Raw genomic sequence first — 25751 nt, forward strand, 5'->3', positions numbered from 1 at the left:
GGTTCAGGACGCGGGTGTCGGCTCGGAGGCTGCGAGTGTGGCCAGGCTCCGCAGGCTGTCGTCCACGACGTTGTCCAGCCGCAGTGCGCGGCCGATGGCGAGCGCCTCTTCCCAGTGTTCCCGGGCACGTGCGACGTCGCCGATCCGCAGGTGGGTGTTCGCGATGGATATCAGGGTGTCGGCGGCGCTGGCTTCATCGTCCAGGCTCCTGCGGATGGCCAGTGCCTCGGCGAGGGCGGAAAAGGCCTCCGAGGGGCGGTCGAGTATGGCCAGGGTGTCGCCGAGGTTGTTGAGCACGACGGCGACGTAGGCGAGCATGCCCCGCTCACGCCATTGCGCGAGTGCCTGACGGTGGAGGGCTTCGGCCGCCACCGCGTCGCCTGTGTCGTGCAGCATGGTGCCCAGGTTGGTCATTTCGGACGCGGTCATGTCGGTCCGGCCGGTCTGCCGCCAGAGGTGCAGTGACTCCTGGAAGCAGGCGAGTGCCGGGTGCGCCTGACCACCGTGTCGGTAGGCCAGGGCCAGGTTGCCGAGGGCTGAGGCCTGGCCTTGGAGGTCGCCGGCCGCCTCGAAGAGGCTCTGGGCGGCGCGGAGGTGGTGCAGGCTCTCGTCGATGCGGTGCGCCATGCCCCGGACTGCGCCGAGATGCTTGTGGAGCCGTGCCTGCCCCTGCAGGTCCCCGTTCTCGCGGGCGCTGTCGAGTGCCCCGGCCCACGACTCCTCCAGGTCCGCGGCCCACCAGTAGGTCTGCGCGTAGCCGAACAGCGCGGTGGTGATCCGCCACGCGAGCTGCGGTTCGGAGCTGTGACGCGCCTGGTGGATGACTTCCTTGAGTGCCGGTAGCTCCCGCACGTACCAGGACAGAGCCTGTGTCTCGTCGGTGAGTTCGGGCACCGGCGCCGACACTTCGGCTGACAACGGCGGCGGCTCCAGGAAGTGGGGCACGACGGTGCGGTTCACCGCGGTCGCGGCGCGGTAGTACCAGTGCAATAAGCGGAGCACCGCCTCTTCGCGCACCCCGACCGGCACCTCCTTGGCGGCCTGCTCGGCGGCAAACTCCCCGAGCAGGTCGTGGAAGCGGTACGCGCCCGAATCCGTCGCCTCCAGCACGTGGGCGTCGACGAGCACATCGAGGAGGTCGCAGGCGTGATCCGTGGACTCGCCGAGCAGCGCGGCAGCCGCCTCCGGGGTGAGGGCGTGGGCGGGCCACAGGCCCAGGATCAGGAAGGCACGTGCCGCTGCGCGGTCCAGCGGACGGGGACTGTCGGACAGGGCGTCGTAACTCGCGGAGAACGCGTCGTGGACGGCCAGGTGGTCGATCGCGAGCGTGGTGAGCCGACCGCCGGCCTCCGACAGGCGGGCCGCCAAGGTGCTCAGCGGCCGGGTCCGGCGACTGGCCAGTTGCGCGCCTGCGATCCGGACCGCGAGGGGCAACCCGCCGCAGGCTGTGAGGATCCGGGTCGCCGAGTCCGGGTCGGCCGTCACGCGTTCGGCTCCGCACATCGAGGTCAGCAGGTCGCGTTGCTCACTGTCGCTGAGCGGGCCCAGAGAAATGTGGGACGCGCCTTCGAGGCTGGCCAGTCGGCGGCGGCTGGTGACGATCACCGCCGTGGCACCTGAGCCCGGGATCAGCGGGATCACCTGGGCCGCGTCACGGGCGTTGTCGAGGACGACCAGTATTCGGCGGTCGGCGACAGTGGCCCGGTACAGGGCCGCGCGGTCGTCGACATGCTCGGGCACGGCCGGACCGGGAACGCCGAGGTCGGTGAGGAAGCGGGCCAGCAGATCGTGAGCTGATCGGGGACGACCGACCCCGAAACCGCGCAGGTCGGCGAACAGCTGACCATCGGGGAACTGGGCGCGTAGGTGCAGCGCGGCGCGCAGTGCCATGGTCGTCTTGCCCATGCCACCCATGCCGGAGACCACGACCACCCGTGGCGCGAGAGCCGCGCCCGCCGGGCTCAGCCACCGGGACATGGCGGCCAGTTCGCCCCGACGTCCGATGAAGTCGGAGATCGCCGGGGGTGACTGGAAGGGAGCCGTCGCGGTCGTGGCCGCGGGCGGAGACCCTGACGATGCCGCCGGTTCGACCGGACCGGAGTCGAACGCGAGGATGTCGCGGTGCACCGCCTGGATGGTGGGCCCGGGTTCGCTGCCGAGTTCGTCGACGAGGGTTCGGCGTAGGGCCTGGTAGACCGTGAGCGCCTCAGAGCCGCGGTCGGTGCGGTGCAGCGTCAGCATCAGTTGCCGGTGGAACGCCTCACGCAGCGGATACCTCGCGACGAGAGCGACGAGTTCCGCGCTCAGCCCGTGATGACGCCCGGCGGCGAGTTCGGCGTCGAAGCGCCACTCGAGAACCTGGAGGTGAAGTTCCTCAAGACGTGCGATCTCGGGCCTGCCAGACAACACGGGCAGGTCGGAGAGGGGCTGCCCACGCCACAGAGCCAGGGCCGCCGCGGTTTCGACACCGACTTCTGCCCAGTCGCCCGCGGCATGTGCCGTGCGGGCACGCCGAAAATGGGCGGAGAAGTCGGCCGCGTCCAGCTCGCCGTCCTGGACGTGGAGTCTGTACCCCGGCGCGATGAACTCCAGCCGGGCCTCGCCGAGCGGGCCGAGCGCGCGCCGCAGCCGCGCGACATGATTCTGCAGCGAGTCACCTGCGGTGCGTGGCGGATCCTCACCCCACAGGACGTCCACGAGCGCGTCGACGGAGACCGTGCGGTTGGCCTGCAGGAGCAGTTCGGCCAGCAGAAGTCGGCCCATCGGGCTCGTGATGACCCGAGCCTCCGGAGGGTCGCGGACCACCAGCGGGCCCAGCAACTCGAACCGCACGGATGCCCCCCGCCCCGCGCCACCGGAGGGCCACATCCGCCGGCAGCCTGATGATCAACCGCCGAATCCTAACCTTGCTCATGTCCACTTCCTGACCGGGATCAACTCAGGCACCTTCCGGGCGTGGTGCGCCGGCGACGACCGCGTCGACCGGGCAACCTCACGCCACCGGCACGCCGTGACCCGCCCAGCGCCGGCCACTGCGGCTGACGCCGGGCAGCCTGGCCGCCCCCCGCCGATAGCGGCCCGGTTGGGTGAGGTCCTGCCTGCCCGAGAAAAGTCGTTGGACGGCGTGAGTAGGTTCGCGTTATGAGTGTGCGAATCCGACCAGTGGTGTCAGACATGGACTTCGAGGCGTGGCGTCAGGTGAGGATCGCCGTGCTGCCCTATGAGCGGTGCCCCTCGGTGGAGGAGTTGCGGGCTGTCATGGTGCCGGAGCGGCTGATGCTGCTGGCCGAGGTCGACGGTGAGCTGGCCGGTTCGGGGCTCGCGGACAAGTCCCACCTGGCCGGGGTGGCCGGTGTCGCGCCCCGGGTGCTGCCCGCTTTCCGTCGCCGGGGCGTGGGCGGTGCGGTGCTGCGGGAACTCGCCGAGCACTGCCTGACCATCGGCGTGCCGCACGTGGGTGCCAGCGCGGACGACCCGGGATCGGTGGCCTTCGCCGAGGCGTTCGGGTTCGTGGAGGTGGACCGGGAGGTCGAGCAGGTCCGGAAGATCGGCGTCGAGCCGGAGCCGGAGCTGCCGGTCGGGCTGACGGTCGTCAGCCTGGCTGAGCGGCCGGAGTTGTGGGCCGCCGCCTTCGACACCCTGGGCCGCCAGGCGGTCTCGGACTTCGCAGTCGACCGGCCGATCGAGGTGACGGCGGAGGAGTGGGAGCGGGATTGGAAGGGCGAGCCGGCCGGCACGTTCATGGCGCTGGCCGGCGACGAGATCGTCGGCACCGCCGGGCTGACCCTGGACCCGGACCAGCCGAACCGGGCCGAGCACGCCCTGACGGCGGTCGGCCGGCACTGGCGGGGCCGGGGCGTGGCCTCCGCGCTGAAGCGGCTCACGCTGCACTGGGCCAGCCAGAACGGCCTGACCGAGGTGTACACGTGGACCCAGCGTGGCAACGAGAACATGCGCCAGCTCAACGAGCACCTGGGGTATGAGTACCGCACGGTGAGCGTCCGGGTCCGCCGGGAGCTCCCACTGTAGAAGGGCGTCGGTCGTCCCGCCTGGTTGATCATCTCGGATCGTGGGCGGGGCGGCGCGGCTGTGCAGATGGCCGTGAGGGCTCTCGACGGTGTGGCGTGGGGAGATTCGACCGATAGGCGACTGCCCGATCAGGTGGACCTCGTGTCGCCCCTGCGACACATCCGACAACCGATCGACGGAACCGTCCACAGTGGCCGATACCTCCGGTCGGAAGGATACGCCGCTGTGAAGTCCCGCCTCCTCCTTGTCCTGCTCGTCTTCAGCGCCCTACTGGGTGCACCTACCGTGGCCCATGCCGCCGATCCGGGTGACCGGGTGGCTCTGCGTCAGCTCGTGATCGCCGTGGACAGCGCCGATTTCGGCCTGGCCACGTGGAAGAGCGCACTCGACCGGGTGGGCAGTCCCTACGACGTCCTCCTGGCCGGTGCTACCCCGCTGGGTTCCCTGGTGCGCGATGACGGGGTCGGCCGCTACGACGCGGTCCTACTGACCAGCGCGGCCCTGCTCACCGCGGACGGCGCGGGCGGCTACACCTCCGCGCTGGATGCCGGCGAGTGGACGGCGTTGTGGAACTACGAGGCCACCTTTCACGTGCGCCAGGTCGCGCTTTACGCCGGTTTCGGCACGTTTCCGGAAGACTATTGCCTGCGCTCAGGCAACGAGGAGGGCATTGGCGCGGCGCCACAGCAGGCGAGCCTGACCGCTGCCGGCGCGTCGATCTTTGACTATCTGCGGTCCGGCAGCCAGATCCCGATCCAGTTGTCCTACGTCTACCGCAGCCAACTCGCCCCGGGTTGTGCGGCCATCCCGGTCCTGACCATCGGCCCGGACGTCGTCGCGGTGAGCAGCACCGCCCCGGACGGGCGCGAGCGGATGGCGTTGACGTTCACCTCGAACCAGTACCTGCCTCAGGCGGACCTGCTCACCTACGGGCTTGTGCGCTGGGCCACGCACGGAGTGTTCGTCGGCGAGCAGCGCCACTGGCTCAACGTCGACGTGGACGACCTGTTCAACACCACCGACCACCTGCTCGCCGACGGCACCCGCGATCCGGCCGAGTTCCGCATCACCGGGGAGGACCTGGCCGGTACGGCGGCCCAGCAGACGGCACTGCGCCAGTCGTTCCCGCAGGCGTCGGCGTTCACCCTCAACCTGGCCTACAACGGCGAGGGCATCAATGCCGCAGCCCCCGCCCAATGCTCAACGGACAGCACGCCCGACCCGCTGACCAGCTACGCGCGCTGCCTGTCCGGGCAGTTCCGGTGGATCAACCACACGTTCAGCCATCCGAAGATGAACACGACCACCTACGCTGACAGCTCCACCGAGATCACCACGAACCTCACCGCCGGCAACGGCATCGGACTGAGCGTGCCCACCACCGTCCTCAAGACCCCCGAATACTCCGGCCTCGGGGTGTATCACCCCGATCCGAACAACGACATCGACCCGCCGACCGACTACGGCCTGGCCGCGTCCAACCAGCAGATGCTCAACGCCGCCAAGGCCGCCGGCGTCAAATACCTGCACGGCAACATGTCCTTCCCCAGCCACCGACCGGCCTGCGTCAACTGCTCCACCGCGCACCCCATGACACCGGCCCTGCTCCTGGTCCCGGACTGGCCGACGAACATCGCCTACCACGTCACCACCCCCGAGGAGGAAACCACCTTCTACAACTCCTACTACGGCCCCGCCGGCAGGTTCCCCGCCTTCGACCACGACCTCACCTACACCGAGATCGTCGACCAGGAGTCCAAGGTCGCCCTCGGTCACCTGACCGCCGGCTCGATCTACTCCCACACCCTGCACCAGGGCAACCTGCGACAGTACGAACCCGGCCACAGCCTCACCTTCGACTGGCTGACCGCGCTCCTGGGCAAGTACAACCAGCTGTACTCCGTGCCCCTGCGCACCTACGACTGGCCCACGCTGGCCAGCTACACCAGCTACCGCAACACCCACTTCGCCGTCCTTGCCGGTGGAAACGACGTCGTGTGGGCCCGCTCCACCAACAGCCTCACCTACACCTCCACCCAGGCTGGATCCCTGTTCATCACCGGCGTCAAAACGTCCGGCTACGACCAGTACGGCACCGACCTCATCTCCCGCATCACCTTCACCACTGGCGTCACCAAATACCTCGCCCTCCCCAAATAGGGCAACCCGCGACACCCAGCACACCGGCTGGCCGGGGCCGCGGCCCCGGCCAGCCCGGGGCCGGCTCTCGCACGCCGCATCTGACGGAACCCGGCGTCCGGGCATGGGCCGAGCGGTCAGACACTGCCGGACCTGGCCTTGGACGTTCAGACGGCGGAATGCCGGTCACGCCCATGCCAGGCGCGTGTCATCCCTCCCCGCCGGTGTCGTGGTCTTCGTCTTCGAGGTCGAGTGCCTCGTCGGCGAGAACGTCGGCCTGTTCCTCGTCGCGGGCCCCGCCACCAGCGGCCCGGGCGTTGGATTCCTGCTCGTCGTGGATGCGCTGCTCGGCGTCAGCCAGCAGATCGCGCTTGTTCGTCTGATCCTCGTGCATGACTCCCCCGCTTCGGTGGGTAACGCCGACCCGCTGCGTCACGGGGCCAGGCCGGCGATGAGGTTGATGGATGCCGCGATGATCACCGTTCCCAGCGGGAACGACAGCCAGGCGTGATGTAACGCGGTCCTGCGGATCTCCTTGGTCTTCAGGTTGGTGTCGGAGACCTGAAACGTCATGCCGATCGTGAACGCCAGATACGCGAAGTCCGTGTACTGCGGCTCGTCCTCCTCGTTGAATTCGATCCCACCGGCCTCACCCGAGTAGTACAGGCGGGCGTACTTGAGGGCGAAGACCGTGTGCACCAAAATCCACGACACGACAACGGAGGCGACGGCGAAGCCCGCCCGGAGATACCTCGCCGCGCCGTGGGCGTGCCCGGCGCTGACCAGCACCACGCCGACCGCGACCAGACTCGCCAGAGCCGCGACCACCAGGACCAGATCGGCCACCTCCCGGCCGGGATCCTCCCGCCGCGCGTGACCGGCCGTCGAGGTCGGATCCAGTCCCCACACCGTCCACCAGATCCACACGCTGAACACCGCCGCCAGCACGTCCCAGGCGATCAACACGGCCGACACGCCCGCACCCACGACAAGGCCCAGTCCCCCGCCGATCAGGCCCACGACCAGCGACACCAACAGCTTCACCCGGGCCTGCTGGTCCCACCAGGATCCTCGATCCGCGCGCGTCCTAGTCGCCATACCGCACCCTCCCGGTACCCGCGTCCAGAACCCCTACCCGAGAACGGAGAGTTTCTAACCAATCGCCCATGCTCGGCCATCGGATGCGCGTCGGATTGGTTTCTGCTCGAGGCGATCAAGGTGCCCAGGATCGGTCCGGGTCGCGCCCGCACCACACGATCGGGTACTAGCCGACAAAACCTAGTCGTCGCGAGCCAACCGGGCCTACCTGCGCGAGCGCGGCATCAAGGCCACCCTCCCCGTCAAGGTCGACCAGGCCGCCCACCGCAGGGCCAGGGGCCCGGCCGGTGGCTGGCCTCCACCACGCGACCACGATCGATCAGAGGCTTCGAGGAGCAATCCGTGACCCTTTGATCCGCTCGCCCTCGGCGATGAGGCGATCCACGGCGTTGAGGACCTCCTGCCAGGCGCTATCGGCCGCCACGACACCCCGCCCGGCCGCGCGGCGCTGATACTCGGTGATCGTTGCCCGAACCTCGGCCAGTTGCGGATCAAGAACCGACGGCCGGCTCCATCGCACCTGACGAGGCACAATAAGTAACCGGACATACCCCGCATCTCGCCACCGCGGGTTCCGCAATGACCGTTGGCGCAGGTACTTGAGCCGGCCGACCCCAAGAAGATCAGCCAGCGGCAGCGACGCTTCCTCGACCATCGCAACATTCTGCCCGCGACACCCAGGCCGCGACCAGCCAATTCAGCCCATGACAGGACCTAGGGAGCCAGGTCGCGTCGCCACAAAAACGCACCCTGGTTCCACTGGTTCTGGTTCCGGAAGGTCGCAGGGCAGGTCGAGCACGGATCACAGGCTGACGGCGGCTTGCGCGGCGACGCACAGGCCGACGACCACCACGAGACCAGAGGTTGCCAGTGGGGCGACCCGCCGCACGAGGGTGCCGGTGCGGCCGGTGAGCCGGGGCTCCAGGCGATGCCGCCAACGGGCGAGTAGGAATCCGATCCCGACGAGCGTCGCGGCCATGCCCGCGCCGTAGCCGAGGACGAGGACGACGCCGAACCAGGTGCGGCCCAGGGCTATCGCGCCCAGGAGCACGACGACGGCCGACGGGCTGGGCACGAGTCCACCGGCGAAGCCCATCGCGGTGACGGTGAACAGGCTCAAAGCGGAACGGGCACCGCCCGAACCCGCCGGCCCGGCCCCGGTCACGTGGTCGTGGTGCTCGTTGTGCCCGAGCGGCGTGTGGACATGAGCATGATCGTGGCTGTGGCTGTGGTTGTGGCCGTCGTCGTGTGCGGCCCCGTGGGTGTGGCCGGCATGCGCGAGTTCGCCGTGGTGGGAGTGGTCGTGCGGGTGATCGTGACCCGCGGTGACCTGTGCTGACGTGCCCGCGTGCGCTGCGACCAGTTCGGCCTGGTGACCGTCGGCGTTGAGCGGCCCGTGGTGGTGGTGGTGGTGCCCGCCCGGCCCGTGCGTGTGCCCATCGGGGCCGTGATGATGCCCTGCGGGCCCGTGGATGTGCCCGCCCGGGCCGTGGTGGTGGCCGTGGGAGAGTCCCTGGCCGCGCCAGGCCCGGTACAGCAGTACCGCGCCGACGGCGGCGAGGAGCGCGCCGCTGGTGAGGCCGAGCCAGCCGTACACCCGCTGGGGCGCGAACGCGAGAGTGGTCGACAGCAGCAGGCCCAGGATCATGACCCCGCCGGTGTGGGTGAGGGTGACGGTGGCGGCGATGACGCCGGCATGGCGCAGTGAGCCGCGTTCGGCCACGAGGTAGGCGGCCATCACAGTCTTGCCGTGGCCGGGGGCGAGTGCGTGCGCGGCGCCGAGGACCAGGGCGATGAGGACGGCGAGTACCCCGATGGACAGGGTGAGTTTCGGCCGTCCGATGAAGTCGGTGAAGGCCCGGGTCAACCGGTCCACGCCACGGGCCTGGGTGCCGGCGGCGGTGCTGGCAGCCCGTGGGGCGGCGACGCCACCGGGTGTCGCCGTCAGGTGCGCGGAGTGGGTGGCCGCGGGTGAGGTCAGAGCCTGGTCGGGGTAGGCGGTCAGCCGCCTGCTGGGACTGGCGGCGGGCACGTCGCTGGCGGTGAGGGTGGTGCCGTCCCCGACGGCGGTCACCTCCCGCCAACCCAATCTCTCCGGGTACGCGTCCGCGGAGTAGGCGATCCGCGAGGACCGGTCGAGGTGGGCGTCGCCCCGCAGCACGCACTCCAGTCGCAGGGTGTCGAGCCCGGCGGCCCCGACCGGGAAGCTGATCGCCCGTTGCGTCACGGTCAACGGCACCGGGCGTCCGTCGGCGGTGACGGCGGCGGTGCCGGCGATCCTGGCGCATTCGCTCGCCGCGTAGCCGGCGGACTGCGCACCGGTGGGGGCCGTGTCGGGCCACAGTTGCTGGCGGAGCTGGTAGGTGGGCAGTTCGGCCATGTCGACGACGTAGTCGACGGTCACGCCCGTAGCGTCAACGGTCAGGCCGGCGTACTGGTTGGTGGTGAAGTTGCCGAGCGGGTGCGCGGCGGCGGGGCTCGCGGTGAGCAGTACGCATCCGGCGAGCAGCGCGCCGAACACCCCGATCCGCCTCACCGGTCGCTGCCGAGGGTCGCCAGAGCCGCGCGGGCCCGAGGGGCGTGCAGGGCGGAGAAGTGCTCGTTGAGCTTCAGGGCGGTCTCCAAGTGGGTACGGGCGCCCTCGCGGTCGCCGGTGGCGGCCTCGATCACGCCGAGGTGGTAGGCGAGCAGGGCGCTGCGGGTACCGAGCCGCTGCGCCTCCCGCGCCAGGGGCAGGGCCTCGGCGGAGCGGCCGTTGACGTGCAGCGCCCAGGCGAGGGCGTCGGCGGCGAAGACGCTCCTGCGCGCGGCGTACGCCGCCCGCGCGGACTCCAGCGCAGCGGCGGGCGCGCCGTGGTCGGAGTCGAACAGGGCGAGCTCCAGGTCGGTGTTGACGCCCTGGCCGGCCAGGAGCCGCTGGCTGGCCCGCACCAGGTCGTACTGGGCGCGGGCCTTGTCGGGTTGGCCGTTGGCGGCGAGCAGGTCGCCGTACTCGGTGAGCCAGGTCGGGTTCGGCAGCCGGGTGACGGCCGCGGAGTAGTCGGCGAGGGACTGTTCGGTCCTGCCTCGCGCCGCGAGCACCCGTGCCCGGCCGACGCGTAGCGTGACGTCGCCCGGCGCCCGCGCGAGGCCCTCGTCGAACCGTTTGCCGGCCCCGTCGAGGTCGCCGGTGCCGAAGGCGAGCTCGCCGAGCTGGTACAGCGCGAAGGATGTCGAGGCGGAGTCGGGGGCCGCCCGCAGCGCCATCTCCAGGGCGGACCGGGCCCGGCCGGGGTCGCCGCGCAGTTCCCAGGTGTAGGAGGCGCGGGCGTAGGAGGAGGCGTCCGGGCGCAGGTCGACCATGCGCTGCACGGCGGCGAACCCCTCGTCGTAGCGGCCGAGTTCGATCAGGGCGTCGGCGCGGACTCCGTACGCGGCGGCCAGGTACCCGTCCGCGGCGAGGGCCCGGTCGGCCCGGCGCAGCGCCCCGTCGAAGTCGTGCCGGGCGGCGGCGAGTGCGGCGAACCCCAGCTCGGCGGGCGCGTTGTCGTCGGCCCGGACGGCCACGGACCGTTCGAGGGCGGACTGGGCCCGGGGGTAGTAGCCGGGGTCTGCGGTCGCCCGGGCCCGCTCCACATAGGTCAGACCCAGGTCGGCGAGGGTTTTCCAGTCGCCGGGCACGTCGGCGACCCGGCGCTCGGCGCGGGCTACCGGATCGACGGCGGGACCGGCGGGCCGCCCGGCCGGTGCCGGCGGGTCGACGCTCATCAGGGCCCCGGCGGCGGAGCCGACCACGACCAGGCCGACGAGGGACAGTGCGGCCACGCGGGCGATACGCCGGGCCATGCGACCTCCTGGTTCTCCCCGGGGCGCACGGTGCGGCCCCGACGGTGCTTCGTACCAGAAATGTGGGTGTATGGGTTTAATCTCAAAATTTCTTCCATAGGCTACCCAACTGGGGCGTATTCGGCTCCGAATCGCTCTGCGAGGCGAACATCCGCTGTCGTCTCGCCACGGGGAGTAGAAGGAGAACACAGTTGAGACATCGTCATGTCAGACGTCGTGCCGCAGCGGCCGTCGCCGTCGCGTCGGTCCTCGCCGCCGGGCTCGCGGCACTACCCCAGGGCGCGAGCGCGTCCAGCCACCGCGAGGCCCCACTGATCGCGGGCGAACCGCGCCTGGACAACACCGACCTGTACGCGTTCGTCAGCCCCGACGCGCCCGACAAGGTCACGATGGTGGCGAACTGGATCCCGTTCGAGGAGCCCAACGGCGGTCCGAACTTCTACCAGTTCGCCTCGGACGCCGCCTACGACGTCAACATCGACAACGACGGCGACGCACGAGCGGACATCGTCTACCGGTGGACGTTCACCGACCACTACCGCAACCCGAACACGTTTCTCTACAACACCGGCGTGGTCACCTCGTTGACCGACCCGGACCTGAACTTCTACCAGACCTACAAGCTGGAGCGGATCGCCGGGCACGAGCACACGACGCTGATCAGCAACGGCAAGGTCGCCCCCTCCAACACGGGGCCCGCGTCCATGCCGAACTACGCGGCGCTGCGCCAGCAGGCGGTCACCCAGATCCCCGGCGGCGGCAAGTCGTTCACCGGGCAGGCCGACGATCCGTTCTTCGCCGACCTGCGCGTGTTCGACCTGCTCTACGGGGGCAACCTGTCCGAGGTCGGCCAGGACACCCTGAAGGGCTACAACGTCAACGCCGTCGCCCTGCAGGTCCCATCGAAGGACCTCGCGCTGGGAGGCAGCGTATCGCGCAACCCCGTGGTGGGGATCTGGAGCACGACCTCGCGCAAGCGGATGGAGGTCACCGAGACGGTGCCGGATGAGTCCGACGCCGAGCACGGGCGGGCCCAGGTCTCGCGTCTGGGCATGCCGTTGGTCAACGAGGTCGTCATCCCCGTGGGGCGCAAGAACGAGTTCAACGCCACCCGCCCGGTCGACGACGCCAAGTTCCTGCCGTACGTGACCTCCCCGGAGGTGCCGAAGCTGGTCAACGCCATCTACCACATCCCCGCGCCCGCCACGCCGAGAAACGACCTGGTCGAGGTGTTCTTGACCGGGGTGTGCAAGGCGTGCGGGCCGGTGCAGGCCGACCTCAACTCGCAGTTGTTGAATAAGGACGTGGTGGCCTCGCGGTTCCGGCCCAGCGAGCAGCTGCGGCTGAACATGGCCGTGCCGCCGTCGGCCAGCCCGAGCCGGATGGGCGTCCTGGGCGGTGACCTCGCCGGGTTCCCGAACGGTCGCAGGCTCGCCGACGACACGATCGACATCACCCTGCAGGCGGCCGAAGGCATCCTGCTGCCCAACCCGGCGCCCGGCGTGTCCGGCCTCGGTGACGGGGTCGACGCCAACGAGCACGCGTTCGGCAACGCGTTCCCGTACCTGGCGCTGCCGAACGCGGTGTCGGTGAACCAGAGCTGAACCGAGGTGGGGGTCGCATCCAGCGGCCCCCACACCCCTTTAGTCAGTGGGCTCCTCGGCCGGCTGCGGCATCCACCGTTGTTCGATCCGGCCGAACCGCCACACGGCGGCGGCGAGCAGCCAGACTCCGGCGAACACTCCCACCACGACGAATCCGATCGTGTCGAAGGACAGGCCGTCGACCCAGTCCCAGGTTCGGCCGCGCAGCCCGAGAGCGTCGCGGAGCAACGCCAGGATCTGCACTGTGCCCACCAGCAGCGCGACCAGAACGGACAGGCCGGTGACGGTCATGTTGAAGTACACGCGCCGCACCGGCTGCGCGAGCGCCCAGGAGTAGGCGGCGTGCATGAAGGAGCCGTCGAGTGTGTCCAGCAGGGACATGCCTGCGGCGAACAGGACCGGCAGGCACATGATCGCGTACCACGGCAGGCCGGCGGCGACGCTCGTGCCGGCGATGATGAGCAGCGACACCTCGGTGACGGTGTCAAAGCCCAGGCCGAACAGCACGCCGATCGGGTAGATGTGCCACGGCCGGCGCACCGATCGCATCAACCGGCCGAGCAGCCGGTTGAGGAAGCCCCGGTTGTCCAGGTGCGTGCTCAACGCCGCTTCGTCGAATTCCCCGCGCCGCATCCGGCGGAAGATCCTCACCACGCCCAGCAGGACCAGGAGATTCATCGCCGCGATCAGGTAGAGGAACAGTCCTGAGACAGTGGTGCCGATCATGCCGCCGTAGACGCGCAGGGCGGAGGTGTCATCAGACAGGCCTGAGCCCACGGCGCGTACGCCGAACGCGATGAGCGTGGTGAGCGCGACGACCACGGTGGAGTGCCCGAGGGAGAACCAGAAGCCCACCGACAGTGGGCGCTGCCCGTCGGCGACGAGTTTGCGGGTGGTGTTGTCGATCGCGGCGATGTGATCCACGTCGAACGCGTGCCGAAGCCCCAGGGAGTAGGCGGTCAGGCCGGTGCCGACGCCGAACAGACCCGCGCCAAGCTGGTAGTGCCCGGGCACCACCAACCAGAGGAGAACTCCCCATCCGAGCGCGTGCAGGACGACGACGAACCCGAACATGCCCGCGAGCCGGTAACGGTCGGGGCGGGTCAGGAAGCGGTGGGATGGGCGGAGGGCGTGCTGCGCTGAAGACATCGTCGACCTCTCGTCCAGGAAGGAACCGGCGCGCGGTCGTGCACGAAAGCGAGGTAATGGGGCAACCCGCCCTGCAATCATTTACCGAAAGTGACGAAGAGGCAACACTGCGGGAGGCTGGCGTGCCACAGGAACAACGGCGGCCAACACAGGCCAACAACCGGGTCATGGTCGAACTCGTATGGCTCGGCGTCCACCGTGGCGCCTTGACCTACCGCGCACGCCGCGACGCCCTGGGCGCGGAGTCCCCGGACGCCGCCGCCGGCCGCCTCGCCGGGCTGGAACCGGCCTCACCACCGCCGACGGTGCTGCACTCCACGTCCTGGCGATATGAGCACGGGCAGGTCGTGTTGACCTACGCGGCGGCGTGCGATCCGGACCCCGGACGGGGCCGGGCCCTACGACCGGTGACGACAGCGCATTCCGGTGACCTGCTGGCCCCGAGCCCACCGGTGGTGACCCTGACTCAGGTGGCCGCCCACGCGTGCCGCCACCTGGCACTGCTGCACGCCACGGACACCCGCGTTGTGGCCGTCGCGGTCGGCGCTCCGCAGTTCTGGGATCTGATCACGGCCTATGGCGTCGCCCCGGCGGGCGCGTTGATCACGCGGCCTTGACGCGCCCACTGTCCATACAGGTAGTGACTTGCGCTGTGCGGATGGTTACCGTCGGGGGGATGGTGTTTCGGCGCGCCCGACGGGAGGCACCGTGTCCGGACTCAGCGGCTCCGGCGTACTGGCGATCATGGGCTCGGGTGAAACCAGTCCCACCATGGTGACCGTGCACCGCGCGATCGTCGCACGCCTGCGGGACCGCCCCGGCCGCGCGGTCCTTCTCGACACGCCGTACGCGTTCCAGGAGAACGTCGCCGACATCTCCGCCAAGGCCATCGCGTACTTCCGGCGCAGCGTCGGGCTGACCGTGCAGGTATGCCCGACCCCCAGCGAAGAGGACCCGGCCGTATCCGGGCGAGACACGGCCGCGATCCGCACCGCCGACTGGGTCTTCGCCGGCCCCGGCAGCCCCACCTACGCCCTGAGCCGGTGGACGAACGGTCCGACCGCCGCCGCACTGCGCGACCGGATCCGCCACGGACGGGGCCTGACGGTGTTCGCCTCCGCCGCAGCGGCCACCATGGGCCGCACCGCGCTCCCCGTCTACGAGATCTACAAGGCCGGCCTCGCCCCGCACTGGGTCGGCGGCCTGAACATGCTCGAACCCCTGGGCCTCGACGTCACCGTCATCCCGCACTACGACAACACCGAAGGCGGCACCCACGACACCCGGTACTGCTACCTGGGCGAGCGCCGCCTCGCCCACCTCGAACACCAACTCCCGCCCGGCACCGCCGTCCTCGGCGTCGACGAGCACACCGCCGTGATCTTCGACCAGGACCGCAGCGACGTCGAGGTCACCGGGCGCGGCGCGCTGACCGTCCGACGGGCCGGGAACAGCACGGTCCTGCCTGCCGGTACGAGGCTGGGCCTCGCGGAGCTGCGCGCTCTGACCCGGAACGGACCGCACAGCGTCCACCTGGCTCGAACCGAACGTGCCGTCGCCACGAAGCCCGCTCACCCACCGCTCACCCTCGTCGAGATCACCCGGTCCGGTGAGGCCGCCTTCGCCGCCGCGCACGCGGGCCGCGACGCCGCGGCCATGGTGGACGCCATCCTCACCCTGGAGACAGCCATCACGGACTGGGCCGGCGACACCGAGGAGGACGAAGGGACCGAGCAGTCACGCGCGATCCTGCGTGACCTCATCCTCCGCCTCGGGGACGCCGTCGCCCCCGACGCCCTGCATCACCTGCGCCCGGCCGTCGAGCCGCTGCTCACTGTGCGGCGGCAGCTGCGGGACCAGGGCTCCTACGCGCAGGCCGATGCCATCCGCGACGCCCTCATCGCCGCGGGCCTCACCCTGCACGACACCCCGCAGGCCACCCACTGGAGCGTTGAGAGCCCTACCCACTCCCACGACCCCGACCACGCGGCCGACACCTGAGCGATCCCACATCTTCACCGGGTTCAGTCGTGGTCCGGCAGGCCCTTGACGTGATGGGCGGCGGCGCCCAGCGCCTCGGCGAGGAGACGTCGGACATGCCCGCCGCGCGCGGCGTACACCGCGCGCCGGCCGTCCCGCCTCTGGCTGACCAGGCCGGCCAGACGCAGCTTCGCCAGGTGCTGGGACACGGCCGGCCGGGGGGCGCCGAGCTGGTCGGCGAGGGTGGTGACGTCGTATTCGCCGCCGCACAGCAGCCACAGCAGCCGCAGTCGGGTCGCGTCGCCCAGCATCCTGAACGCCTCGGTGGCGGCGTCGACCTGTTCGGCGGGCGGCAGGCGTTCCCAGTCGACCACTAGCTTAGTATTGTCGCGTGCGTACATGAGCACATGTTCTCTCGGGTCGGCGGGTGGACGTCGTTGGAGGGTAGCGGAATGGCCGTGTGGGAAAACCGGACGTACCGTCACCTGTTCACCGCCCAGGTTCTCGCCCTCGTCGGCACCGGCCTCGCGACGGTGGCCCTCGGCCTGACCGCGTACCGGCTCGCCGGCCCCGACGCCGGACTCGTCCTGAGCACGGCCCTCGCCATCAAGATGGTCGCCTACGTCCTTCTCGCCCCCGTCGTCACCGCCGTCGCCGACCGGCTGCCCCGGCGAGGGTTCCTCGTCGCGGCGGACGTGCTGCGGATGGCGGTCGCGGCCGCGCTACCGTTCGTCGGCCACGTCTGGCAGGTGTACGTCCTGATCGCCGTGCTCCAGTCCGCGTCGGCGGCGTTCACGCCCGCGTTCCAGGCCACCATCCCCACTGTGCTGCTCGACGAGGCCGACTACACCCGTGCGCTGTCGCTGTCCCGGCTGGCCTATGACCTCGAGTCCCTCGCCAGCCCGGTCCTCGCCGCCGCCCTGCTCGCGGTCGCCGACGCCCGCTGGCTGTTCGCGGGCACCGCCTTCGGATTCGCCGCCTCCGCCACCCTCGTCCTCACCACCGCCCTCCCCGCAGGACCCCGACCGGGCGAGCACCCCCCGGCCCGACGCGGCACACTGCTCGACCGCGTCACCCGGGGCCTTCGAATATTTGCCGCCACCCCTCGGCTGCGGGCGGTCGTCGGCGTCAACCTCGCCGTGGCCGCGGCCGGCGCGATGGTCCTGGTCAACACCGTGGTCATCGTGCGCGGCCACCTGGGCGGATCGGACCCGACGGTCGCCGTAGCCCTCGGCGTGTCCGGCGCGGGCTCGATCGCCGCGGCACTGGTCCTGCCGCACGTACTCACCCGGGTGCCCGACCGGGACGTGATGCTCGGCGCGTGCGCCGCGCTCGTGACCGTCCTGACCACAGCCGCGGCACTGACGGCGGCCCTGCCGGGCGCCTGGTGGCCCGTGATCCTCGTCGCGTGGGCGCTGATCGGGGCCGCCGACTGCCTCGCGCAGACCCCGGTCGGCCGCCTGATCCGCCGCTCCGGGCACCCCGATGACCTACCGGCGCTCTTCGCGGCCCAGTTCACCGTGTCGCATCTGGGCTGGCTGGCCACGTACCTCCTCGCCGGGGTGCTCGGCGCGGTCAGCATCCCCCTCGCGCTCGCCGTCCTCGCCGCCGTGGCGCTGGCCGGCCTCGCCCAGGCGTGGCGGGCCTGGCCGGCCGCCGACCCGGACATCGTCGAACACGTGCACACCGAATCCGATCCGCACCACCTCGCCGACGCCACCGGCGGCCCGGGGGCCTGGCGTCACACCCACCGACTCGTGATCGACGACCTCCATCCCCGCTGGCCGACAACCCGACCGACTCGTTCGTGGAGTACGACGTCGACGAGGTAGCGGCCGCCGCGCCACCCGCCCCGACCTGACGTCCGTTCTGGCCCCGGTCCTCACCGGCGAGCCGATCGAGCGCAGTTGGGCGTCGGCGTCTCGCGCCCTGGGTTCCTCGGTTGTCTCGACCAGGACGCCCCTGTGCGGTGGGCCGGTCACACCTCGGGCCTACCGCGCAAAGCGGCGACGGAGTCTTGCCGTCGCGAGTGAAGTCACCGTGCTGGAGGCCCCCAGCCCGAACAGGATCATCACCGTGCCCACGGCGAACAGGCCCGTGTCGTCAGTGGATGCCGCCTGAGCTGTCCAGGCCGACGTGAATGCGAGCGTGAGCGCGGCGGACGCGGTCAGTGGTGCCAGCCCAACCAGCACGGCGCCTACCAGCAGTACCAGCAGTGACAGGACGCACCCGATCACCTGCCACGTTTCGTATGGTCCGGACGTTTCGTTCGTGACGGCATTCACCTGATATTCGGTGTCCCACCCCAGCCAGGCGTACCACACCAGCACAGACGCAACAGCGACAAGGAGAAAGCCCGACGCCTGACGGAAAGAAAGAGCACGCCCGGAGGGAATCGACATCACCACACGAGCGTATTGCTGACACCACCCGCGCGGATGAGTACCAGTACTCAGATTTCCGCCGGCGCGCCCCTTGCGACGCTCCTCGGCTAGGGCCCGTCTGGAGTTGTGTAAGCGGCCTTACGGTGCCCGTCGGCACACAGCTGTACACGACCTCCAACTGACTCCGGCCCCGGGTGGCCGGTGACGCCACCGCGTCGCCGACCACACCCTCACTGCTCGGCGACTCCCAGAAACCGCAGAACCGCCAGCACCCGGCGGTGGTCGGCGTCGGCCCTGGGCAGATCGAGCTTCGCGAAGATGTTGTTGATGTGCTTGGAGACGGCGCCGTCACTGACCACCAGCTCGGCGGCAATGCCCGTGTTGGATCGGCCGCTGGCCATCAGCTCCAGCACCACGCGTTCGCGCGGCGTGAGGCGGTCCAGCGGATCGCTGTGCCGCCGCACCAGCAGCTGCGCGACGACCTGCGGGTCCAGAGCGGTACCGCCGGCGGCCACCCGGCGCGCCGCCTCCGCGAACTCCTCGACGTCGGCAACCCGCTGTTTGAGCAAATAGCCAACGCCGGCGGTGTAGGCGGAGAGAAGGTCAGCCGCGTAGCGCTCCTCAACATACTGCGACAACAGAAGTACCGCGGTCTCCGGATGCTGACTGCGGATCAGCAGGGCGGCGCGCACCCCCTCGTCGCTGAAGCCCGGCGGCATCCGCACGTCCGTAACGGCGATGTCCGGCCGGTGCTCGTCGACCGCCGCCAGCAGCCCGGCCGCGTCGCCGACCTCGGCGCAGACGTCGAAGCCGGCCGCTTCGAGCACCTTGACCACCCCGACCCGCAGCAGAACGGAATCCTCGGCGATCACGGCACGCACGGCAGCTCCACGGTGATGACTGTCGGGCCCCCGACGGGGCTGTGGCAGGACAGCGTGCCGTCGACTGAGGCGACCCGCTTGGCCAGTCCGGCCATGCCGGTTCCCCGGGACGCGGCACCGGCTTCGGCACCGTGTCCGGCACCGTGTCCGGCACCGAGTTCAGTACTGAGTTCGGCGCCGCCCACACCGTCGTCCGTGACGACCGCCAACAGTGTCCCACCGACCTGCTCGACGGTCACCTCCGCCCTGGTCGCCCGGGCGTGTTTGACCACGTTCGTCAACGCTTCGGAAACCACGAAGTAGGCGACCGCCTCGATAGTCGGCGGCGGGCGATGCGGCAGGTCCACCGCCACCCGCACCGGGACCGGCAGGCGGGCGGCGATGCCGGACAGCGCAGCGTCCAGGCCTCGGTCCTCCAGGACCGCCGGATGCAGACCGCGAACCAGGTTGCCCAGCTCGGTAATGGCTTCCTTCGCCTCACGGTGCGCGTCGTCGATCACCGCGCGCGCCTCGTCCGACAGGTCCCCGAGCGTGGCCTTCGCCAGCCCGAGGTTGACCGCGAGCGCCACCAGACGCTGCTGCGCGCCGTCGTGCAGATCGCGCTCGATCCGGCGGCGCTCGGCATCCGCGGCGTCGATCACGCTCGCCCGGCTGTCCGCCAGATCGGTGACCCGGCGGGCCAGCTGCTCCTCACGGCTCGGTCCCAGCAGCGTCCGCGCGGCGGCAGTGTCGACCCGGGCCAGTGCCTTCGCGAACCAGCCGGTGCCGTAGAGCAGTGCCACGCCCGCGACGGTGACGTAAGCGGCTTTGGTGGCGTAGCCGGGGCTGTCGATCCGCCAGTGCGTCGGCGTCACCCAGATCCAGAGGTAGACGGTCGCCGCCGCGGCACCGACCACCCAGCAGGCCAGCGTCAACGTCCCGCCGAGCACGATCAGCGGACCGGCCAGGAAGTGATAGCGCAGCTGTCGACGGCCCGCGGCCGACAGCAGCCACGGCACCATGCCACGGAGCCCCGGCCGTTCCGCCAGCCCGTCGGGCACCGCGATGTGGACACCGAACAGGAGGCGGAAACGCTGCCGCTGCGTCCAGCTCAGCAACGGAGCGGCGGCTACCGCGACGACCACGGCCACGACCCAGGCCCCTACCCATCCAGACACAATTGACCACAGCGAGAACGCCGCGAGCAGGGCCCACAGCAACCCCACCGCCAGTAGGCTGCCGAGAAGGACAGCCAGGCCCGCAGCGAGAAGCGCCGTGGCCCGACCTGCTCCTTGAAAAGGCCGTCGCACGTACCGCGCCCACCCCGTCCTGATGATCATGACGAGACAATAGAGCCACAAGCCATGCGGGCTCCATCAACTTGCCTGGCGTGCTCGGGGTGAGGTTTTCTCCACCCCCGATTCGGATACGCGTGTGAGTGACAGTGCAGCGGCCGCACAGCAGGCTTGAGTCCGTGACCAGGAAGAAGGCAGGGGCGGACTCAAGGATGACGCAGATGATGCTTTTCACGCGGGACGCGCCGACCGGGCAGCCGCGCAGGAGCGACGAACCGCTGGGGCCCGGGCCGCACGGCACCGACCCGAACCAGCCGCCCCACCCGGCGGCCACGTCCCGCGGCACACGCCGGATCGGGCGCCTACTCGTCGCCTCCGGCCTCGGACTGCTTCCCTGGATGTACGTCCTGGCCGCCGGTCTTTCCGCAGTCGCAACCGCCCCGCGTTGGCCAGCCGCCTGGATCGGCATGGACATCCTGGAAGCGGCGGGCCTGATCGCCACCGGCCTGCTCGCAGCGCGCGGCGACCGCCGGCACGCCCTCGCCGCGGCAGCCACAGCGGCGCTGCTGGTCGTGGACGCCTGGTTCGACACGATGACGGCCACGTCCAACAGCGATCTCGGGGCGGCGATCGCCATGGCACTGTGCGCCGAACTGCCGCTCGCGGCCGTGTGCGGCTGGTTGGCGATGCGTGGTTCGCGGCAGCGCAACTAACGAGAGGTCCTTCGACCGGGATTCAATGAAGCCCGGCTCGTAGGCGGCATTCGCAGCCTGCGTACGATCCCGCACCCCGAGCTTGCCCAGAACAGCACCAACGTGCGTCTTCACCGTCTCAGCGCCGAGGCCGAGCTCGGAGGCGATCTCAGCGAGCAGCCGCGCGCGATCAGGCGCAAGACCTCCTCCTCGCGGGCGGTCAGAGGCGCGGCGAACGGCTCGGCGGGCTTGGCTTGTCTGGGCGCGTAGCAGTCGACCAGCTACGCGGATCGATCACCTGGATCTGCAGCCTTCGCCCCACCACACGAACACAACGCCAGACGGACCCTAGCGCTCAAACACCACGACCGTCCGGACATGGACCGGCACCGACCGTGCGATGGCGTCGGAGACCTCATCTGCGAGGGAGTGCTCTGCGAGCGTGACGCGGATGGTTACCTGTGGCGGTCCGTCGTTGAGCTGCTCGGTGATCTGGGCGTCGGCTCCGTACAGGCGCAGCAGGTCGCGCAGGCCCGACACTGTTCCGCGCCGGCGGTGCAGGTCTACGGCGGCTGCGAGGATGCGGCGTTGGTGGGCCTTCGGCGGCGTGTCGAGTTCGTCGCCCATTCCGAGGAGGATGGCGAGCCAGGCGAGCACGTCGGGTGGGGCCGTTGCCGGGTCAAGGTACCGGCCCGGGTCCAGCGCAACCCGGCGGACCGGGTCGAGGAGGCCGTCGGCGACGTGGGCGAGCAGGTTCACGACCGGATGGTCGCGCATGTCGTCGGGTACCTCGTCGGGCACGGTTGCCGTCATCGGGCCGTCACCTTCACGAGGTGCTGGTAGGAGTAGGCGAGTGTGTTCGGGCCGAGGACCAGGGTGTGTGCGGCTTCGCCGCGCTCGCCGGTGACCGGGTCCGCGGGGTGCAGCCGGAGGTCGTCGATGTCGCCGACTCCGGGCACGGCGTGGATGACGGCGTGCAGTTCGCCGATCCGGACGGGGCGGCCGAAGGGCCATCCGGTGCCGGTCGGGCCGCCGGTGATCGGGTGCAGGTATTCGTACAGGGCGTCGAGCACCGCTTCCCGGACCGCGGCCAGACGTCTGCGGGGTTCGGCGACGACTGAGGCGACGACGGTCACGCCCTGGTAGTAGGGCGGTTCGACGGTGAATCTGGTTCCGATGATGCGCCGTTCGTCGAGGTAGCGGGCCACGCGGTCCAGCATGTTCGACGGCGGCCGCAGGGCGGGGAAGGTGAGGCTGCGGGCGTCGGTCGCGTCGATGGTCGGTACGACGAGCACCTGGATGGTGCCGTCATCGGTGCTGACGCAGCGGATTCGGGTGATGGTGGGGTCCGCCCGGCGGGCGAGATGTTCGTAGTCCTCTGCGGTGACGGCCCGGTCGCGTGACTGGAGCGCCGCCGGTGCGCGGTGCCACAGGTCGTCGGCGGACTCGCCGTCGCGGCCCCCGGTCGTGGCCCGGTGGCTCACCGTCAGGCCCGGCAGGTCGTCGAGGATGGTGTCGAGGGTGTCGGCCGGCAGATTGCCCACCCGGCCGCCGCCGGTCCAGTAGTCCCTGATCCTCAGGAGTGCCCCGACCGGGGGGACGGCCCCGTACTGCCGTGAGGAACCGTCTCCGTCCGCGACCGCAGGGCCGCACAGCACCTCGCCGGTGGCCGCGTCCAGGAGCACGTGCCGGTCGCCGGGATCGCTGCCGGTGAACCTGTCCACCAGGGTCCATGCTTGCCAGCCGCCGTCGACCCGGACCTCCACGATGGGCGGGGTGCCTGCCGTGGCGATCGGCGCGTGTCGCAGGACGAACCGCTGCCCGGGTTCGCCGGTGGACTCCCCCAGCGGCTCATCGGTCACCAGGCGGCCGTGCCACGCCTCGGTCGTGCCGCCGACCGTGGCGACGCTGACCTGCGAGATCACCGGCGGGGAGGAGTAGGTGGGCTGTTCCGGGAGCGCCTCCATGAGCCGGCACCGCACCCACGCAGCCTCCGTGCCGGCCATGGACGCCCGTCCGTGCTCAGGGGGCAGTTGGAGGCCGACGGTGCCCGGCGCGCACAGTCCGCCGGTGGTGTCCGTCAGCACGGGGCACGGCGTCCAGCCGCCCTCCACGGCGTTCCAGCACTCCCAGACGATGGGCGGATCACGCGGGTCGACTCCGACACCCAGCACCGTGAGTTCGAGGGTGAGTTCGACCGTGCAGCCCGGTGCCGGCGCGTCCAGGCCCAGCAGGAACGCGTCACCGGGTTCGCAGTCGGGCCCGAACGCCGCCATGGGGGTCTCCCGGGCCCAGTCGTCGGTGAAGTCGACCATCGTCTGCCGTCCCTCGGAGAGCACCGCGACGACGGTGACCGGTACCAGGCGCAGGTCCTGCGCCGTCGAGAAGACCACCGAGCCGTCAGCATCCCCGACCGCGGTGCCCTTCGGCACCACCCGCAGCGTGGCCACCGGCGTCTCCGTCCAGAACGACAGCATCGTCCTCGCCGCCCACGGCGGGTCCGGTCGCAGCCCGAGCAGCTCCAACATGGGTCCGCGCAACTGGTCGGGAAGCCGTTCGAGCCGGTCAGTCAGGTGATCGGCGATGAGCGCCGCGCCGGCCAGCACCGCCCCCGCCGGTGTGCCCGGCGCCAGGTCGGTCGCGGCCTGAGGCAATTGGCGGAGGGCCTCGCGGCGGGCCTCGTCGAGCAGCTCGTCGAACCGGCGCCGTCCGGTTGATCCACGTGGATGGCTCATGGGAGATAGCATCGCACTGGCCGCGGGGTCCGGCCTCCCCGAGGCCCTGTCCGATGTGGAGGTGGCTGTGTCCCTGGAAGTCGTGGTGACGGCGGTCGGTGAGGACGCCGATCAGCAGCACGAGGCGGGCTGGCAGGCCCAGGTCGAGGTTCTGCACCGCGCGCTGCTGGACACCGACGTCGACGGCGTGTCCCGCCGGGTTCGTGCGGTCGCCGACGCCAAGGGTGCCGCTTCCGACATCGTCGTGGCGTTGGGAACCTCCGGGGCGGTGACAGCGGTCGTGACAGTGTTTCGCACGTGGGTGTCCCGCGCGCGGCACCGGCGTATCGATGTGGAGATCAACGGCGTGACGTACTCGGTGCGGGGCACCGACGCCACCGACGAGACGCTCCGCGAGGTCATGCTGGCGGCTCTGGGCCGCGACAGTGGCGATGCCTGACCGCAGGTACCGGGCGCTGCTGGTCGTCAACGGCGACTACCCCGCTGATCCGGCGGGTCTGCCCGCCTTGCGCGGCCCGCGTCTTGATGGCGAACTTCTCCGCGCGGCGCTGACGGATCCGGTCACCGGCCTGCACCAGCAGCCCGACGTGCGGGTGCTCGTCGACGCCGATCGGCACACCGTGATGTCCGCGCTGGAGGAGTTCTTCACCGGGGCGGGCCGCGACGATCAGCTCCTGTTCTACTACAGCGGTCACGGCCAACTCGACCTGTTCGGCCGTCTGCACCTCTGCGCCAGCGACACCCGGCTGGCCGGGTTGCGGTACACGGCGGTGCCGGCCCGAGACATCCACGACCTGCTCGGAGAGTCCCGGGCCCGGGCGAAGGTCGTCATCCTCGACTGCTGTCACGCCGGCGGGTTCAAAGGCCCGCCCGACCTGCCCCGGGCGCTGGCGGGCCGGGGTAGGTTCGTCCTCGCCAGCTCGCTGAGCACCCAGCAGACGCAGGACGCGGCCGAGGGCGAGACGGCCAGCCCCTTCACCCGGTTCCTGGCGGAATCGCTCCTGGCTGGAGCACCTGACCTCGACGGCGACGGGTACGTCTCCGTCGAGGACCTGTACCGCCACGTCAGCGACCGGATGCACGAGCACGGCCTGTCCACGCCGCAACGCCACTTCGACGACTCCATCGACAGCGTGGCCCTCGCCCTCGCCCCCTCCCCCGCGACCATTCCGACCGCCGTTAGGGCGCCTCGCGACCGTGCCCTCAGCCCGCAGGTCGCGCTGACGAAGTTCCTCCGTGCCCACGATCACGAACTCGCCGGCCGCCCCTGGTTGGCCCGCACCGGCTTCCGGGAGGTCGCCGACGCGGGCTCCGGCGACTGGAGCCTGCTGGCGGCACTCCGCTTCGCCCGGATCGCCGCGGCGGACGGCGCCGTCCAGGAGGCGGTTGCCGCGTACGGTCGCGTCGCGGCGGCCGGACACCGGGGTTGGTCGCCGACCGCAGCCCGCGAGCAGGCCAGGCTGCTGGCAGCCCAGGGCGATGTGACCGGAGCCCGCGACGCCTACCTCGAGGGCCTGGCCACGGAGGATTCGCGGCTGTCACCGGCCATGGCGGTCGAACTGGCCATCCTCATCGCGGGTGAGAAATCGGACGCGACCGAGACCCTTCCCCGGGTGCGGGCATACCTCGAGCACGCCAGCGGCTCAACGGACCGCTCCGTGGCCGCCGGAGCGGGCAACGTCCTGGGCTCGCTGCTTGCCGCCGCGGGACATCCGACCGAGGCACGTGCCGTCTACCGGCGGGCGATGCTGGCCGACGACCCGTACAAGTCCCCGGTCGCGGCGATTGCCCTGGCCGACATCCACGAGCGATCGGGGTGCCGCGCCGCCGCGATCGCCGACTGCAGAGCCGCTCTGGCGTACTCCCGCGCCGACACCGCCGCCGACGCGCGGTCGCGCCTGGCGCGACTGGAGTCTCCACGGCGCTGAAGGCTGGCGCCTGACCGGCTGGCTGGCCGGCGC

At 70.7% G+C, this 25751-nt stretch carries 22 protein-coding genes; 9 read left to right on the top strand and 13 right to left on the bottom strand.

From position 1 onward, the window contains the following. Positions 1-3: 3 nt before the first annotated feature. Positions 4-2832 carry an AfsR/SARP family transcriptional regulator gene (locus tag IW245_RS12745; protein WP_197003389.1) on the bottom strand — a complete coding sequence of 943 codons (2829 nt, stop codon included), beginning with the start codon at positions 2830-2832 and terminating at the stop codon, positions 4-6. A 342-nt stretch (positions 2833-3174) separates the two neighbouring features. Here IW245_RS12745 and IW245_RS12750 point away from each other — a divergent pair, with 342 nt between their 5' ends. Further along, positions 3175-4029, top strand: coding sequence for a GNAT family N-acetyltransferase (locus IW245_RS12750; RefSeq protein WP_231398783.1), 855 nt, complete (start codon positions 3175-3177; stop codon positions 4027-4029). A gap of 225 nt (positions 4030-4254) precedes the next feature. Further along, positions 4255-6189 carry an Agd3-related carbohydrate deacetylase gene (locus IW245_RS12755; protein WP_197003391.1) on the top strand — a complete coding sequence of 645 codons (1935 nt, stop codon included), beginning with the start codon at positions 4255-4257 and terminating at the stop codon, positions 6187-6189. A gap of 187 nt (positions 6190-6376) precedes the next feature. Here IW245_RS12755 and IW245_RS12760 read toward each other — a convergent pair whose 3' ends face one another. From IW245_RS12760 to IW245_RS12780, 5 genes are all read right to left on the bottom strand, one after another. Beyond that, positions 6377-6562, bottom strand: coding sequence for a hypothetical protein (locus IW245_RS12760; RefSeq protein WP_197003392.1), 186 nt, complete (start codon positions 6560-6562; stop codon positions 6377-6379). A gap of 38 nt (positions 6563-6600) precedes the next feature. Continuing rightward, complete coding sequence (locus IW245_RS12765) at positions 6601-7266, bottom strand: DUF1345 domain-containing protein (RefSeq protein ID WP_197003393.1); 666 nt, start codon at positions 7264-7266, stop codon at positions 6601-6603. A 319-nt stretch (positions 7267-7585) separates the two neighbouring features. After that, on the bottom strand, positions 7586-7921 hold the full coding sequence (locus IW245_RS12770) for a hypothetical protein (protein WP_197003394.1): 336 nt from the start codon (positions 7919-7921) through the stop codon (positions 7586-7588). Positions 7922-8068: 147 nt separating this feature from the next. Then, positions 8069-9802 carry a sulfite exporter TauE/SafE family protein gene (locus tag IW245_RS12775; RefSeq protein ID WP_197003395.1) on the bottom strand — a complete coding sequence of 578 codons (1734 nt, stop codon included), beginning with the start codon at positions 9800-9802 and terminating at the stop codon, positions 8069-8071. Further along, entirely contained in the window at positions 9799-11091 is a 1293-nt protein-coding gene (locus tag IW245_RS12780) for a tetratricopeptide repeat protein (protein ID WP_197003396.1), read from the bottom strand. The genes IW245_RS12775 and IW245_RS12780 overlap by 4 nt, the downstream gene beginning before the upstream one ends. Positions 11092-11282: 191 nt before the next feature. On the opposite strand from IW245_RS12780, the gene IW245_RS12785 reads away from it, so the two are divergent. After that, a complete protein-coding gene (locus tag IW245_RS12785; RefSeq protein ID WP_197003397.1) occupies positions 11283-12695 on the top strand; it encodes a DUF4331 domain-containing protein in 1413 nt (470 codons plus the stop codon). Between the two features lie 39 nt (positions 12696-12734). Here IW245_RS12785 and nicT read toward each other — a convergent pair whose 3' ends face one another. Beyond that, complete coding sequence (gene nicT, locus IW245_RS12790; protein WP_197003398.1) at positions 12735-13844, bottom strand: Nickel transporter NicT; 1110 nt, start codon at positions 13842-13844, stop codon at positions 12735-12737. 206 nt (positions 13845-14050) lie between these two features. Between nicT and IW245_RS12795 the strand changes: the two genes are divergently transcribed. Next, positions 14051-14461 (top strand): hypothetical protein, encoded by a 411-nt coding sequence (locus tag IW245_RS12795; protein ID WP_197003399.1) that lies wholly within the window; start codon positions 14051-14053, stop codon positions 14459-14461. Positions 14462-14552: 91 nt separating this feature from the next. After that, entirely contained in the window at positions 14553-15845 is a 1293-nt protein-coding gene (locus tag IW245_RS12800) for a CysS/YqeB C-terminal domain-containing protein (protein ID WP_197003400.1), read from the top strand. A gap of 23 nt (positions 15846-15868) precedes the next feature. On the opposite strand, the gene IW245_RS12805 is transcribed toward IW245_RS12800, so the two are convergent. Next, positions 15869-16225 (bottom strand): ArsR/SmtB family transcription factor, encoded by a 357-nt coding sequence (locus IW245_RS12805; protein WP_197003401.1) that lies wholly within the window; start codon positions 16223-16225, stop codon positions 15869-15871. Between the two features lie 51 nt (positions 16226-16276). Here IW245_RS12805 and IW245_RS12810 point away from each other — a divergent pair, with 51 nt between their 5' ends. Next, positions 16277-17656 (top strand): MFS transporter, encoded by a 1380-nt coding sequence (locus tag IW245_RS12810; RefSeq protein ID WP_197003402.1) that lies wholly within the window; start codon positions 16277-16279, stop codon positions 17654-17656. 159 nt (positions 17657-17815) lie between these two features. Here IW245_RS12810 and IW245_RS12815 read toward each other — a convergent pair whose 3' ends face one another. The 3 genes from IW245_RS12815 to IW245_RS12825 all read right to left on the bottom strand — a co-directional run bounded on the left by IW245_RS12815 (position 17816) and on the right by IW245_RS12825 (position 20219). Next, positions 17816-18226 carry a hypothetical protein gene (locus IW245_RS12815; RefSeq protein WP_197008468.1) on the bottom strand — a complete coding sequence of 137 codons (411 nt, stop codon included), beginning with the start codon at positions 18224-18226 and terminating at the stop codon, positions 17816-17818. A 212-nt stretch (positions 18227-18438) separates the two neighbouring features. Further along, positions 18439-19089: a response regulator transcription factor gene (locus tag IW245_RS12820; RefSeq protein ID WP_197003403.1), complete on the bottom strand. Its 651-nt coding sequence runs from the start codon at positions 19087-19089 to the stop codon at positions 18439-18441. Next, entirely contained in the window at positions 19077-20219 is a 1143-nt protein-coding gene (locus IW245_RS12825) for a sensor histidine kinase (RefSeq protein WP_233472993.1), read from the bottom strand. The genes IW245_RS12820 and IW245_RS12825 overlap by 13 nt, the downstream gene beginning before the upstream one ends. A gap of 365 nt (positions 20220-20584) precedes the next feature. Between IW245_RS12825 and IW245_RS40610 the strand changes: the two genes are divergently transcribed. Beyond that, positions 20585-21076, top strand: coding sequence for a hypothetical protein (locus IW245_RS40610; RefSeq protein WP_231398784.1), 492 nt, complete (start codon positions 20585-20587; stop codon positions 21074-21076). A gap of 327 nt (positions 21077-21403) precedes the next feature. On the opposite strand, the gene IW245_RS12835 is transcribed toward IW245_RS40610, so the two are convergent. Both IW245_RS12835 and IW245_RS12840 read right to left on the bottom strand, forming a co-directional pair. Beyond that, positions 21404-21868, bottom strand: coding sequence for a phage tail protein I (locus IW245_RS12835; protein ID WP_197003405.1), 465 nt, complete (start codon positions 21866-21868; stop codon positions 21404-21406). Next, entirely contained in the window at positions 21865-23790 is a 1926-nt protein-coding gene (locus IW245_RS12840) for a putative baseplate assembly protein (RefSeq protein WP_197003406.1), read from the bottom strand. The genes IW245_RS12835 and IW245_RS12840 overlap by 4 nt, the downstream gene beginning before the upstream one ends. On the opposite strand from IW245_RS12840, the gene IW245_RS12845 reads away from it, so the two are divergent. After that, a complete protein-coding gene (locus IW245_RS12845; protein ID WP_197003407.1) occupies positions 23789-24229 on the top strand; it encodes an effector-associated constant component EACC1 in 441 nt (146 codons plus the stop codon). The two genes, IW245_RS12840 and IW245_RS12845, sit on opposite strands and share 2 nt — an antisense overlap. Next, positions 24222-25718, top strand: coding sequence for a caspase, EACC1-associated type (locus tag IW245_RS12850; protein WP_197003408.1), 1497 nt, complete (start codon positions 24222-24224; stop codon positions 25716-25718). Before IW245_RS12845 ends, IW245_RS12850 begins: the two co-directional genes overlap by 8 nt. Positions 25719-25751: the final 33 nt, after the last annotated feature.

The sequence above is a fragment of the Longispora fulva genome, assembly GCF_015751905.1.
Taxonomy (GTDB): domain Bacteria; phylum Actinomycetota; class Actinomycetes; order Mycobacteriales; family Micromonosporaceae; genus Longispora; species Longispora fulva.

What these genes read in the sequence shown, in the direction of transcription:
- IW245_RS12750 (WP_231398783.1), top strand. Translation starts at nt 3,175, where the DNA reads ATGGACTTCGAGGCGTGGCGTCAGGTGAGGATCGCCGTGCTGCCCTAT.
- IW245_RS12760 (WP_197003392.1), bottom strand. Translation starts at nt 6,562, where the DNA reads ATGCACGAGGATCAGACGAACAAGCGCGATCTGCTGGCTGACGCCGAG.
- IW245_RS12765 (WP_197003393.1), bottom strand. Translation starts at nt 7,266, where the DNA reads ATGGCGACTAGGACGCGCGCGGATCGAGGATCCTGGTGGGACCAGCAG.
- IW245_RS12770 (WP_197003394.1), bottom strand. Translation starts at nt 7,921, where the DNA reads ATGGTCGAGGAAGCGTCGCTGCCGCTGGCTGATCTTCTTGGGGTCGGC.
- IW245_RS12780 (WP_197003396.1), bottom strand. Translation starts at nt 11,091, where the DNA reads ATGGCCCGGCGTATCGCCCGCGTGGCCGCACTGTCCCTCGTCGGCCTG.
- nicT (WP_197003398.1), bottom strand. Translation starts at nt 13,844, where the DNA reads ATGTCTTCAGCGCAGCACGCCCTCCGCCCATCCCACCGCTTCCTGACC.
- IW245_RS12805 (WP_197003401.1), bottom strand. Translation starts at nt 16,225, where the DNA reads ATGTACGCACGCGACAATACTAAGCTAGTGGTCGACTGGGAACGCCTG.
- IW245_RS12810 (WP_197003402.1), top strand. Translation starts at nt 16,277, where the DNA reads ATGGCCGTGTGGGAAAACCGGACGTACCGTCACCTGTTCACCGCCCAG.
- IW245_RS12815 (WP_197008468.1), bottom strand. Translation starts at nt 18,226, where the DNA reads ATGTCGATTCCCTCCGGGCGTGCTCTTTCTTTCCGTCAGGCGTCGGGC.
- IW245_RS40610 (WP_231398784.1), top strand. Translation starts at nt 20,585, where the DNA reads ATGATGCTTTTCACGCGGGACGCGCCGACCGGGCAGCCGCGCAGGAGC.
- IW245_RS12835 (WP_197003405.1), bottom strand. Translation starts at nt 21,868, where the DNA reads ATGACGGCAACCGTGCCCGACGAGGTACCCGACGACATGCGCGACCAT.
- IW245_RS12845 (WP_197003407.1), top strand. Translation starts at nt 23,789, where the DNA reads ATGGGAGATAGCATCGCACTGGCCGCGGGGTCCGGCCTCCCCGAGGCC.
- IW245_RS12840 (WP_197003406.1), bottom strand. Translation starts at nt 23,790, where the DNA reads ATGAGCCATCCACGTGGATCAACCGGACGGCGCCGGTTCGACGAGCTG.
- IW245_RS12850 (WP_197003408.1), top strand. Translation starts at nt 24,222, where the DNA reads ATGCCTGACCGCAGGTACCGGGCGCTGCTGGTCGTCAACGGCGACTAC.